Consider the following 13,702-nt stretch of genomic DNA (forward strand, 5'->3'; position numbering starts at 1 on the left):
CTGTGAAAAACGAAACATGAGGTATTCGTCATAAGAATGGATGGATCGCTTCTTGTGATAGGCAAGAGCGAATCACCTATAAGCTAGGTTATCATTACATTTATAGCATTATTTTAATGTGGACAATGCAAAAGAAACCCCTTTTGATCATCGGTTACAATTGGCCCGAGCCCAACACAACGGCCGCCGGATGCCGAATGCTCCAATTGATCCGGTTTTTCCTGACCCAAGACTACAAGATCACATTTGCCAGTACAGCGGCAAAAAGTACATTCAGTATATCTTTGGATGAATTGGGCGTTTCCTCTAAATGCATATTCCTGAACGACTCCGGCTTTGATGCGTTTATATCCGATTTAAATCCCGAAATCGTACTTTTCGACCGGTTTTTGACCGAAGAGCAATTTGGTTGGCGGGTCGCGGAATTCGCTCCCAACGCCCTACGAATATTGGATACCGAAGACCTGCATTCCCTCCGTACCGTACGACAGGAATGTTTTAAAAAACACATGGACTTCAATACGGCTAAATGGCTTCAAAGCGATGTCACCCAGCGTGAGGTCGCTTCGATCTATCGTTGCGACCTTTCCCTGATCATTTCAAGCCATGAAATGGAACTATTACAAAATACGATTAAAATAGATAAGGGGTTATTACTGCACCTTCCCTTTCAGTTGGAAAAAATCACCGAACAGCAAATGGCGAAATTGCCCCCTTTTGCCACACGCAAAGATTTTATCTGTATCGGTAACGGTAGGCACGCCCCGAATGTAGATGCCGTGGTATGGCTAAAAAAAGAAATATGGCCTTTGATCAGGAAACGGATGCCCAAAGCCGATCTACATATCTATGGTAATTATATGCCACAACAGGTTCGGGAAATGCACGACCCAAAATCCGGTTTTTATATTGAAGGCTGGGCCAAAAGTGTTGAAACCGTTATGCAACAACACCGGGTAAACTTGGCCCCCTTGCGCTTTGGTGCGGGAATCAAAGGAAAACTGATCGACGCAATACGCTTTGGTACGCCCAGTGTAACTACACCAATAGGGGCAGAGGGCATGCATGACGGTGTACCTTGGAATGGCCATATTGCAGATACTGCCAAAGAAATCGCCAAATGTGCCGTCGCAATGTACACTAATGAATCGGAATGGTTACAGGCCCAACAGAATGGATTTAGGATCATTGAAAAAATCTACCACAAAGAATCCCTCAATAAAACTTTGGGCAATACACTTAATGCACTTCAATCCAATTTGGAACCCCATAGGACAAACAATTTTATCGGTGCCATGTTAAGGCATCATACTATGGCAAGCACCACATATCTATCCAAATGGATCGAGGAAAAGAATAAATAACAACTTTTCGACCTCTGAACTACCGTTTAAATACCCCTTTTTTCGGTAAGCTGTTTTTGGGGTGCTTCCCGTTTACCGAGGGAATTTTACACTTCATCCCAATTGTTGTCAAATAACGATAAATAGGGACGTTCAGCGAATTGCAACCCCTCAAAATACACTTGTTACGGTTATCATTATATAACAAAACAAGTCATGAAAGCAATCGTAACCATCATCTTCATCATCTTCTTCGGAATCACTGCCCAAGCCCAAAACAACACTAAAGAGATTCAGGCCGAAACTATTGAAATGACGATCGCTACCGCTACCGATACCAAAAACGAGGTTAAGACCGAAACTACGACTCAAGTGGCCCGTCTTTACAAATTCAAAAACTCCAGGGTTAAGAAAGCCCTTTCTTTTTCCACAAAAAGAAACAAAGCCAAAATGGCTTAATAAACTCTCTAGGTATTTCAATACTTTTTGACCTGCTTTTGTTATTCCGAACTTAGATAACATCCATATAAAACTTTGAAAACAGCTATAATTAGAGCTAAAAGGACTTGGTTAGGGTCTTGGAACACCGTTTAAATACCCCTTTTTTCGGTAAGCTGTTTTTGAGGTGCTTCCCGTTTACCGAGGGAATTTTACACTTCATCCCAATTGTTGTCAAATAACGATAAATAGGGACGTTCAGCGAATTGCAACCCCTCAAAATACACTTGTTACGGTTATCATTATATAACAAAACAAGTCATGAAAGCAATCGTAACCATCATCTTCATCATCTTCTTCGGAATCACTGCCCAAGCCCAAAACAACACTAAAGAGATTCAGGCCGAAACTATTGAAATGACGATCGCTACCGCTACCGATACCAAAAACGAGGTTAAGACCGAAACTACGACTCAAGTGGCCCGTCTTTACAAATTCAAAAACTCCAGGGTTAAGAAAGCCCTTTCTTTTTCCACAAAAAGAAACAAAGCCAAAATGGCTTAAGAAGGTTAAAGCAAATAATATTGTTGAAATACCTTTAAAATTAATTTATGTCGATTTCAAAAGCCAAGGGAACCTAATTACTTTCATTTAGCCATAGTTGGTTCAGCGAATTGCAACCCAATTCGTTGAAGCAAGTCCCAAAATCGTATATGGTCTGCCAAGTATCCGTACGTACTATTTGCACATCTTCATTTTCTTTGGAAGAAATTGTTTTCGCTGGTCCACCGATAACCCAAGTTTCTTATTCCATAGAGGTTACGACGGCTATTTTTGATTATGGACATATTTGTACTTACCGGTTTTACCTTCTTTGAGCCGGTTTTGGTGAATATTTCTAAAGAATTCAATAATTGCCGGTCAGTTGTTTTTTAATCTGCTTTAAAGCGAATATTCTTTGGTCTATTTTACCTATGGTGTTAGAGGTTCTGCCCATATCACCAATAAGATAGTTTTCGAAATTTGGGTTTTGCATTAAGCTTTCGTATGCTATGGTCAGGTTCCGAGTATCTTTAATAGCGGCTATTTTTTCATAAAAATCTTGTACATCCTCTTCTTGGACAACCAAACTTCCTGTTTTTAAAGTTATATAACTCTCTGGAATTGTAGCCATTATAGGTTCTAGCTGACTTTCAGTGAAAAGGCGCGATGAATCAAATTGTGCCTTCACTATAATAAAATCCGCATAATATTGCGCCAAGTGTTTAAGCAGATCTTTTTTACTGAACGTATTAAAGGCTCCCAAGGTTTTGGCAGACTCGAATGTCGCAGAATAGTTGGTCGCGTTTTCGTTATAGTAGAGCGGTTCTACATACATCCCGAATTTTTCGATACCCATTGTACGGTGCGGATTCCTTACATAGGTTAACAGCGTATCCAAACACATCATTCTGTTGCCAAGGAATTTTTTATAATAGTTGAGCTTCTGCTCATCTTTTTCTAGATCTAGAAGCACGTTTGTAAAAAAGTTGTTTTCCAATTGTGCGTCTTTTCTATTCTCATTCCATGTATTAATGCTTAAGGCTATCAAAATCCCAATGACCACGAGGATAATTTCACCAATAGCGTACTTGAAGTATTGGGTGGTTTTGCCTTCGTTAAGCAAGTTTTGTCGGATTTTACGGAAGAATTTCATCATAGCTATAAAATATTCCCCTCTTAGTATAGGGTCCAGAGGTGGGTTTTACTTTCATAATGCAGTCTTGTAGTTCTTCTAAAACTAAGGTTATACAATCCTAAGCAATCCAAAATACACTGCGGTCACAAACAATAAAACAAGACTGATTACCAAAAAACGTATAGATCGTTGTACGTTCCTAAATTTCCAAGCAGCTATTTTGGAATTGATATAGATCTGCTCCCCCAATTGCTCAAATACCTCTTTTTCATTAATACTGACCTCATAAAATTTCTTGGAAAACTCTTTGATCGTACCAAACTTTTTGATAACATCCCCAAAATAGAACACGTTATCATCATAATTGCCTTCCAATTTTGGGATAAAACAACGAACGCTATAAAAAATCGAAATTACGGTTGCTATGAACCATAAACTTGTAAGGACATACAATGGGATAGGGTTAGCTTCTGAACGCAATACGGTTTCGGCACTTTGATAAATGAAATTCAGGATTATCCCGTAAAAGGATAGAATAAGTCCGGCTTTTAGCTCAGAAGCCTTTATAAGGTTGGAAACATAGTTGATGGTACCCCAATAGTGATCCACCAATTCTTCAGCATGTCCTTTACTTTTAAGTTCATCAAGGAGCCCTTTTTCGAAAGTGGATAACGGATTTTGTCCTTCCTTGGATTCGGTGTTTTTCTGGTTTCCGGATTTTACTGGTTTGGTCATAGTTTGTAATTTAAAGACTCCAAAAGAATTATTCTAGAACATTATATACTGTAAGCGGTTTTGTTTTGTTTTTCATGGTAATACTGCCTAGATTCTCACATTTAAAAGCCTCTTTGACTTTTTCATAGCAATTTTCACAAATGATGATTTGGTTTTCCTTTGCTGCATCTTGTAACCTAGCGGCGGTATTTACGGTGTCCCCAATAACCGTATAATCCAACCGTTTAAGCGTTGCAGAACCTATGTTACCTGAAATCATTTCCCCACTTTTTATTCCTATGGAGACCTTGGGTTTGAAATTTTCCTTATCGGCTATATTGGGAAATCCGTTTACTTGATTTCTGATGGCAAGGGCGGCATCGATGGCACGGTCTAAATGATATTCCCCCCTAAAAACCGCCATTACGGCATCGCCTATAAATTTATCGATAATGCCATTGTGTTCCATAATTTCCTTGACCATGGCATCAAAATAGGTGTTCAACATGGTGACTACAACATCTGGACTTGTCGTTTCGCTAATTTTTGTGAATCCACATACATCAACGAACATAACCGTGCCTTCAATGCTTTCGTTTGCCATGATCTTGGACTCGTATTCCCTATTGCACATGAAATTAAGGACATTTTCATCTACATACATCTTAAGTATGTTATTTTCCTTGATCGCCTGTAAGGTTTCCTTGATTTCCCTGGCGTGTTTCAAGGTTTTTTCCATGGTAAGGGTAAGATCTTCAAAATTGATGGGTTTGGTAATAAAATCAAACGCCCCACGGTTCATGGCCGTGCGAATGTTATCCATATCCCCATAAGCCGATACGATGACCGATTTTATCAACGGACTCAACTCATTGAGTTTGGTCAACAGCGTAAGACCATCCATTTCGGGCATGTTGATATCGCTCAGAACAATATCCACCTCTGGGTCTTCATCGAGTTTTTCGAGCGCATCCCTACCATTTATGGCAAAAAGAAATTCGTATTCCTTTTCCCGTATTTTCTTCCTGAACTTTTGCTTGATGAGCGTTTCCAAGTCCGCCTCATCATCCACTACCAATATTTTTGCCATCACTTACTCTGTATTAATTTTTCCTTTAACAATTTAAAATCGATGGGTTTGGTCAAAAAATCATCGGCCCCCAAACGTTTGGCCGTATTGAAATTCTCTTCATCGCCATAGGCCGTCACCATCATGACTACCGGGGGAGGAGCGAGGTAGTTCTTTTTAATGGTCTCGAGCAATTCGAGGCCGCTCATTCCCGGCATATTTATATCCGACAGGATCAAAATCGCCTCCTGTTCCATTTTTTCCAAGGTTTTCAGGGCTTCCTCCCCAGAAAAGGCAAAAACAAATTCCAATTCTTCCTTGCGTATTTCCTTTCTAAAACGCTGCTGGAACAACACCTTTACATCTTGCTCATCGTCTACTACCAATATTTTCATAATCTAATCTTTTTTTAATTAATCAATCATATAATGGGGAACATTTGACGGTATCAACCCAGGGGTATCGAGATGGTAAAGGTGCTACCTTTCCCAGGAGCTGTTTCCACATTCAATTCCCCTCCGTGCACTTTTACTATATCATAGCTTAATGATAAACCGAGGCCTGTTCCTTCCCCAGACGGCTTTGTCGTGAAAAAGGGTTGGAAAATCTTATCCAATACATCCTTGGGTACCCCGTTCCCATTGTCCAAAACCGAAATCAATGCCATATTCCCTTGTTTTTTCGTTCGCACCGATACCGTGGGCTCATAACCATTCGGATGCTGTTCTTTTTTCTTTTTGACCACATAAAAAGCATTGGTGATCAAATTCAGTATGACCCTACCCATATCTTGGGGAACGATATTTATTTTACCAATGGAATCATCAAAATCGGTATCCAAAGTGGCATTGAAAGATTTGTCCTTGGCACGCAAACCATGATAGGCCAGTCGCAGGTATTCATCCGACAAGGTATTGATGTCGGTCGGTTCTTTTTGCCCGCTGCTGCTTCGGCTATGTTGCAACATCCCCTTAACGATCCCATCGGCACGTTTGCCATGAAAAATGATTTTGTCTTCGTTGTCCGCTACATCCTTTGCCAAAGCCTTTACTTCGTCATAATTGCCATTTTCAATTTCTTCTTCCAATTCTTCCAAAAGTTCTTTGTTCACTTCGGAAAAGTTATTGACGAAGTTTAGCGGATTTTGGATTTCATGGGCAATACCGGCGGTCAATTCTCCCAAGCTGGCCATTTTTTCGGATTGGATCAATTTGGACTGGGTAGATTTCAATTCATCGATTTTGGTTTTGAGCTGAATCGTTCTGTGTGAAACCCGTTCTTCAAGAATTCTATTCTCTTTGGTCAACTTTCGTGCCCTGAAGACAATATAGGCCCTCAAAATACTGGCTGCTATTAAACCGAATAACAAATATGCCCACCAGGTTTGCCACCAAGGGGGATTTATCTTGAAGGATAGGGTATCGGGAGGTGACCAGCTGCCATTTCCATTTCTAACAGCAACTTTGAAGGTATAATTACCGGGTTTTAAATTATAATAGTTTTTGGTCTTGGTGCCATGGGCAGCGTAACTCCAATCTTCATCTTCACCGTCTAACACAAAACGATAGTTTAATTTATCCCTGTTGAATATAACATTACTTCCATAGCTAAAACTAAGGCTGTTCTGGTCAAAGGGTAGGGTAAGCCCTTCGGGAATATTATAAGGGCTTTTCACAGAATCCCATTTTATATTGTTGGTATGGGCATATGATGAAGCTTGCTTCTTTGTTGAGTCGATCTCAATATTCAACCCGAACCCGGGGTTTTCATCCATGACGAACATATTGTTGATTTTAACATTGCCTATGGTACTATCCTGTTGAGGTTCGGAATTAAGAACAAGAAGTTTCCACTCATTGGAAACACTAGTGATGCCAGACCAAAATTGACCGTTTTTCAGAAATCTAGGTGAATTTTGTAAATAATCATTCGATTTAAAACCAAGTCCGCCATTAAAATTATAAAAGCCCTTGGAGGTCGTTTTCGCAGTTGCTTTTTCCAGGGGGATCAAACCATTACCACTGGCAGCATACATCCTATTCCCTTTTTCTGCCAGATCATACAAATCTGTAGGTTGTAGTCCGTTTTCCTTCTTTATCGTAGTCAGCGTATGTTGTTCTAAATTAAGTATACCAAGACCATTTGTGGTAGCCAACCACAGCTCACCTTCCTTTGAAAAGTAGGCAGCTGCCACATTATTGGCACAAAGACCTTGTTCTTCCCTAAGATAACTTATAGTGTTCGTCTTTAAATTTACTTTGGCCAAACCATTGGTGGTGGGGGTCCATAGTATTTCTTTGTCATAAGCCATTATAGATCCACTACCGGCCTTTAAAATATCAGGGTCGTTTTTGGAAACCGCTTTCTTAATGGTGTTGTTTTCAATATCAAAAATATACAGCCCAGAATTCGTGTAGTTGGCAAAAGTATGCTCATTCAAGATGGAAATTCCTGCAGCGAAAATATCGGAAGAATTGGCATATAAGGTAAGTTTGTTTTTTTTACGATCAAGTATGGAAAAGCCAGGTCTAGAACTTATATAATAAATATCCGGCGATATTTCTTTAATAAAATTGATTGTATTGGGCCTACCATTCATTTGCTCAGGACTAAGGGCTTTTATCGTTTTTTCCTTTAAATCGATAATATTGATTCCTCTAGCTGTTCCAAGCCATACCTCACCTCTGGAGTCTTCTTCTATTTCCCAGATTTCATTATTTACCAAGCCTCTTGTGGTATCAAAATATTCAGTTTTTAAGGTGAAATTATTGGCGATGAGCACACCTTTGTCCGTTGTAGCTATCCATAAAGAACCATCATTCCTTTTTAAAGGTCTGGGTATTTTAAGGGAACCTTGTAGCGTACTGTTTAGGGTTATCGTTTTGTGCTTTTTCAGGTTATTACTTAAAATGAACGCTTCTTCAGCTCCCAATATCCAAAAATTACCTTTGTTATCTTCTTCCATTTCGGAGCCCGTAACGTTATAGCCATTGACAGCTCCCAATACCTTTACCGTTTGTTCTTTTGGGGAGAGACGTAAAAGCGTAGGATGTGCTATGTTATTGGTGGCTGAAGGGTAAGGTAAACTGAGCCAAATGTTACCCGATTGATCTTCCGTAATATCCCAAACGATGGAATTCATTTCAATATCCGCAATACTTGGGAATGTTTTAAGTACTTGCCGATCTTTGTCTAGCACCCCAAGATGATTGGTAAAACCCAACCATAGGTTATCATTACTGTCCTCTAAAAGCCTCCACGGTTTAGAACTATTGACATTTGTAACTTTTTGCAAACTATTCAATTCCGAATCCATGGTGTAGAACCCTTCATTGAGTGAGGCGATGTACAAGGTGCCGGTATGGTCACATAGAATATCAAAAGGGGTGAAATTTTCGGTTTGGGTAATCGTGTATTCAATGTCATTGCTAAAATCCAATATGGTAATCATACGGTCCGCTGGCCTAACCAACCAAAGTTTGCCTTGGTTGTCGAATGCCATATTGTAGACGGCATTGTAATTAAATGTAAATGCATTTTCACCGTCATAAAGCGTTAATGATGATGAGGAGGAAGACGACCCTATCCAAATAGCACCATCCTCGGTTTCTACGAAAGAAGTGATATCATCGCTTATTAACCCCTCATTCGTAGAAAGTTGGAGTAAATTGACATTCGTACCACCCATCACCCCTGGTGGTTTCATTTTTTTAATGGTAGGCTTTTTAATGTTGGATTTGGTTACAGTAAATGGAACAGATTCCAATGTTATTTTTTCTGTTGGAAAATTATCCCAATCTAGCTCATATTCTTTCATTGGTGACTTTAGCGGTTTAAACGTGTTCAATTCAAAGGGTTTGCTAGGCAGGGCATCCACATCCAAATCGTAAGTTACCGGGGTTATCACCGAATCAATGGTAATGTTCTCCCATTCAAAGGGTTCCGGATCCGTAAATTGCAAAGGAATGGTTTCTGGGGCCTTATAATTCCCAACGGTGGTTTCGGATTCCGACTTGCTGTTTTTTTTACAGGAAACAATCAATAGGCAACACCCTAGGCCCATTAGAAGTAATTGCAGCACTAAATAAGTTTTTTTCATACCGATCTATTTGTTGGTTGTATTTGGCAATTCGATTATAAATGTGGTTCCCTTATTTTCTGTTGTTTCCACCATTAATTTCCCTCCATGCCCTTTGGTGACGATATCATAACTCATACTAAGTCCCAAGCCCGTACCTTGCCCAGTAGGTTTGGTGGTGAAAAAGGGCTGGAATATTTTCTCTTTGACTTTTTCAGGAATGCCATCACCATTATCAGAAACACTTATGGTGATATGTTCATTAGTTTTTTTAGTGCTGACAGCAACTATGGGCTTAAAATTAATAGCCCTTTGTTTTTTCTCGTTTACGGCATAAAAGGCATTCGTAATCAAATTTAGAATTACCCGCCCCATGTCTTGTGGTATCATATTTACTTTTCCAATGTTCTCGTCAAAATCGGTAATGAGTTCGGCATTAAATGATTTATCCTTGGCACGAAGACCATGATAGGCCAAGCGCAAATACTCATCGGCCAATACATTAATATCAGTTGGTTCTTTAGTACCGCTGCTGCTTCTAGAATGTTGAAGCATACCTTTTACAATATTGTCCGCACGTTTACCGTGATGGTTTATCTTTTCTAGATTTTGTTTAATATCCAATGAAATGGCCTTTACTTCTTCAAGATCTCCTTTATCCAATTCCTCGTTCATTTCATCAATAAGTTCATTACTTACTTCAGAAAAATTGTTGACGAAGTTTAACGGATTTTGAATTTCATGGGCAATGCCGGCAGTTAACTCTCCAAGGGAAGCCATTTTTTCAGATTGGATAAGTTGGGATTGGGTGGCTTTTAATTCTTCTAAAGATTGATTTAATTCTGATGTTCTTTCTTTTACTTTTAATTCTAACTTTTCATTTTGTGAAGTAATTAGCGCACCCTTTTCAGCTTCGACCTTTACAAGTTCCATTGCATTTTGACGCATATTCTCATTTTTCTCTCTCATGCGATAAGCAACAAATGCCAACATGCCTAAAAAGAGAATGGCTTTACCGATCGTATCACTATAAACCATTATTAACCTTAGACTAAAATCATCTGTTAAAGAGGATTGTCTTACCAAAAATCCAACAAGAGAAAAGACATAAGAAAATGTTAAACAATAAAGAAGTATTCTAGCAGATAAAACTTTATTCTTAGACTTTATGGATAGGTAGATTAAGAAAATGCCAATACTGATTTGAAATATAAAATATAGGAAACCCCCTATATCGTTGGTTGCAAAGAAGAAAAATAATGGTACAATCAAACTTGCCAAAATAAGCCATTTAGGAACTTTTCCGTAATAAATTTTATAGGCGAACAAAACGCAGAATAAGTAAAAACATAATTCTAAATAAAATCTGCAATAGGCAAACATTATCATGTAATGAGATGGTATAGTAAAGTACAAACTATCACCACCATAGAAAGCTGTGCTAATATTCGCTAATAACATTATAGTAGAAAAAAGAGCGATAAAGAGTAGTTCACTTTCCTCTTTAATAAGGAAATAAAGAAGCCAGAAAAGAATGAAGAAGATGAAAGAACTCAATAAGTCAAATAAATGTTTATACCCTATAAAACTCATGTAGTCAAAATAGTCATTGGTAACAAATCTGGTAGAGCCCAAAGGAAGCCATTTAGCAATGCCCCAATAGGTACTATAGTCAACATAATGTATGGCTAATGTATATGTAGTGTCAGGCTCTAAAAAAATAGGAGATCGTATCTCAAAATCTTGAATGTGTTCTTTAAATGAGGCTCTGTCATTCCCTTTTTCTCCAAATTGACGGAACAACTTTCCATTTATATAAATGTCTTCTGCTGCATGGTCTTCTTTATCCAAGTAGAGTGGAAGCTTTGCAAAAGCACTATCAATGGTAAATTGCAACCTAAACCAACCTTCAAATTTGCCAGAACTATCTGCCATATCATTGGTTATCTGAGAGGGGTTTAATCGTTCCCAACCAGCTAAATCAATGTCTATAGGAGACGCATCTTGCTTATTTCCTGATTTAAAAATCCAACCTGCTTTCCTTGTTAACCTTAAACCAAAAATTGAATCTAAATCTGCTTTCGTAAAATGCACGATTGTATCAAGGGCCAATCCATTTTTATCTACAGGGTTTTCTTGTCCTCTTACTGTAAATAGTATACAGAAAAATAGCGTGATGAATAGTAGGGATTGTTTAATCATTGATTCTTAGGTTAATTATGAAAGTTGTGCCTTCACCTTCTTTTGTTGTCACTTGTAATTCTCCTCCATGCCCCTTGGTTACAATGTCATAGCTCATACTTAAACCCAAGCCCGTACCTTGACCTGTTGGTTTGGTGGTAAAAAAGGGTTGAAATATTTTATCTTTTACCTTTTCGGGAATGCCATCACCATTATCAGAAACACTAATGCTAATATGGTTACCTAGGCTTTTAGTACTTACAGAAACTATAGGTTTAAAATTAATATCCCTTTGTTTTTTCTCGTTCACGGCATAAAAGGCATTCGTAATTAAATTGAGAATAACCCGCCCCATGTCTTGAGGTATCATGTTTACTTTGCCTATGCTCTTGTCAAAATCGGTAATGAGTTCGGCATTAAATGATTTATCCTTGGCCCGCAGACCATGATAGGCCAAGCGCAAATATTCATCGGCAAGGGCATTGATATCCGTAGGTTCTTTGGTACCACTGCTACTACGACTGTGCTGTAGCATCCCCTTTACAATATTGTCGGCCCGTTTACCGTGGTGGTTTATTTTTTCAAGGTTTTGTTTGATGTCCGACGCAATGAATTTTGCCTCCTCAAAATCCCCTTTATCCAGTTCCTCGTTCATTTCGTCAATGAGCTCGTTACTCACCTCACTGAAGTTGTTGACGAAGTTTAACGGATTTTGGATTTCATGGGCGATACCGGCGGTTAGTTCTCCCAAACTTGCCATTTTTTCGGATTGGATAAGCTGGGACTGCGTTGCCTTTAAATTTTCCAAGGATTGTTGTAAGGCTGCGTTGGTTTCCTCTATAGCTTTTCGTTTTTGTTCGAGCTCCTCAATGGTCTCTTCCAATAAAATAGCGGTAGTGCGCTTTACTTTTTCCGTTCTTTCCAGTTTGAATGCTGTTATGGTCAATTCATAATCCGCTTTCTTGACCGCATTTATGAGCACCTCCTTTTCTTCGATGGAAATATTTTCATTTCCTTCAATGGTTTTGAGTATCGTTTGAAGTTGTTGGTTCATTTATTTTTCTTTTAAAGCAATGGTACATGTCGTAAGGTTATGCATTTCCAAGTTGCCTCCCGTGGCCCTTCCCAATTCTGCATTGCTGAACATACCGACCATTGGCACCTTCCATACGTTTTTTATCCCTTCGATTTCCTGGTTCATCAATGGTCCTAGCGACAAAATCCTACCGGCACAACTGAATACGACCACAGCATCCGCAACCGGCATTTTCGTGGCCTTTAAATCCGCAACACCTTTAACCACTTTTTCCATCACATCAAAATCGGGGGGTAGTGAAAAACGGACTTTTGAACCTTGGGGTACCGCGCCGCTTGTATAATAAGAACGGTCGTTCCAGTCAACCACCAGTCCCGGTCGCATCACCGGATCTCCTTTTTCCCGCTGTAATTGCAACGGAAAATTGGCCGCTATTTCTATGAGTAAACCATTGTTTTCAGGTGTCACGTTTTGAATACCGCCATATTTGGCCGTAAGATCCAGTACTGGGAGATCATCTACGGTGTACACATGGTTTCCTTCGCTTTTGGTCACGGTCTTTTCGGTACCCACTGGTTTCCAGCCACAAGTTGCAATTCCATTTATTTCGACTTTTGATTCATCGATTGCAATACATAGTAGGGCATTGCAACTCTCTTTTGCATTTGTAAAGACAAAGGTTTCCGAAAATGAATAATCATCACCGGCACTGCCTCCAAAGGCGTTTACGGCTGCACCGGCTACTTCTTCGATTCCACGAAGTATTTCTTCCCCATCGGTCGAAGCATCACTTATCCCGATTAAGAAGGCAGGTTCAGCAAATTTTGATTTAGCTTTTTGTGCCATGTTTTTTGCTACATCACGGTAATTTTTTTCAGGATATTCTTCAAAATAGATATGAAAATAATCCTTGTTCATATCCATTAATAGAATGGCTGCAGAACCTTTTTCCGGATCTTCATCAATGAACTCCCCATTGGTCGTACAACCAAAAATACCGATGTCCGCTGCCCCCAATAAGTCACTGATCGCCTTCCTATCCATAATTTTTGAAATAAAACAAATCGCCAGGGTAGGGGTAAAACCGTCCGCCGCACTTTCTGCGAGGGCTGCCCTAATTTCCTCGGTGGACTTTCCTTTTATTGATTTCGCTTTCATACGTATC

The 13,702-nt window shown here is 39.3% G+C and carries 11 protein-coding genes; 3 read left to right on the forward strand and 8 right to left on the reverse strand.

The window, feature by feature from the left end; all coding sequences use genetic code 11:
- The first annotated feature begins 125 nt into the window (after positions 1-125).
- The 3 genes from PHU20_RS01115 (at position 126) to PHU20_RS01125 (ending at position 2,345) form a co-directional block, all read left to right on the forward strand.
- Positions 126-1,364, forward strand: a complete 1,239-nt coding sequence (locus PHU20_RS01115) for a glycosyltransferase (RefSeq protein ID WP_274823492.1) — start codon at positions 126-128, stop codon at positions 1,362-1,364.
- Positions 1,365-1,559: 195 nt separating this feature from the next.
- The gene (locus PHU20_RS01120; protein WP_274823493.1) at positions 1,560-1,802 is read left to right on the forward strand and encodes a hypothetical protein; all 243 of its coding nucleotides are present in this window, start codon (positions 1,560-1,562) and stop codon (positions 1,800-1,802) included.
- 300 nt (positions 1,803-2,102) lie between these two features.
- The gene (locus PHU20_RS01125) at positions 2,103-2,345 is read left to right on the forward strand and encodes a hypothetical protein (protein ID WP_274823493.1); all 243 of its coding nucleotides are present in this window, start codon (positions 2,103-2,105) and stop codon (positions 2,343-2,345) included.
- A gap of 343 nt (positions 2,346-2,688) precedes the next feature.
- Here PHU20_RS01125 and PHU20_RS01130 read toward each other — a convergent pair whose 3' ends face one another.
- The 8 genes from PHU20_RS01130 to PHU20_RS01165 all read right to left on the reverse strand — a co-directional run bounded on the left by PHU20_RS01130 (position 2,689) and on the right by PHU20_RS01165 (position 13,695).
- Positions 2,689-3,480 (reverse strand): DUF6090 family protein, encoded by a 792-nt coding sequence (locus PHU20_RS01130; protein WP_274823494.1) that lies wholly within the window; start codon positions 3,478-3,480, stop codon positions 2,689-2,691.
- Positions 3,481-3,567: 87 nt separating this feature from the next.
- A complete protein-coding gene (locus PHU20_RS01135; RefSeq protein WP_274823495.1) occupies positions 3,568-4,194 on the reverse strand; it encodes a Pycsar system effector family protein in 627 nt (208 codons plus the stop codon).
- 28 nt (positions 4,195-4,222) lie between these two features.
- On the reverse strand, positions 4,223-5,263 hold the full coding sequence (locus tag PHU20_RS01140; protein ID WP_274823496.1) for an adenylate/guanylate cyclase domain-containing response regulator: 1,041 nt from the start codon (positions 5,261-5,263) through the stop codon (positions 4,223-4,225).
- Positions 5,263-5,637: a response regulator gene (locus PHU20_RS01145; protein ID WP_274823497.1), complete on the reverse strand. Its 375-nt coding sequence runs from the start codon at positions 5,635-5,637 to the stop codon at positions 5,263-5,265. Before PHU20_RS01145 ends, PHU20_RS01140 begins: the two co-directional genes overlap by 1 nt.
- A gap of 53 nt (positions 5,638-5,690) precedes the next feature.
- Positions 5,691-9,341 (reverse strand): sensor histidine kinase, encoded by a 3,651-nt coding sequence (locus PHU20_RS01150; RefSeq protein ID WP_274823498.1) that lies wholly within the window; start codon positions 9,339-9,341, stop codon positions 5,691-5,693.
- A 6-nt stretch (positions 9,342-9,347) separates the two neighbouring features.
- A complete protein-coding gene (locus PHU20_RS01155) occupies positions 9,348-11,522 on the reverse strand; it encodes an ATP-binding protein (protein ID WP_274823499.1) in 2,175 nt (724 codons plus the stop codon).
- Positions 11,515-12,555 (reverse strand): sensor histidine kinase, encoded by a 1,041-nt coding sequence (locus PHU20_RS01160; protein ID WP_274823500.1) that lies wholly within the window; start codon positions 12,553-12,555, stop codon positions 11,515-11,517. The genes PHU20_RS01155 and PHU20_RS01160 overlap by 8 nt, the downstream gene beginning before the upstream one ends.
- Positions 12,556-13,695 (reverse strand): FIST signal transduction protein, encoded by a 1,140-nt coding sequence (locus tag PHU20_RS01165; RefSeq protein ID WP_274823501.1) that lies wholly within the window; start codon positions 13,693-13,695, stop codon positions 12,556-12,558. It lies immediately after the preceding gene.
- Positions 13,696-13,702 lie beyond the last annotated feature (7 nt).

It is taken from the genome of Maribacter polysaccharolyticus (genome assembly GCF_028882255.1).
Lineage (GTDB): Bacteria > Bacteroidota > Bacteroidia > Flavobacteriales > Flavobacteriaceae > Maribacter_A > Maribacter_A polysaccharolyticus.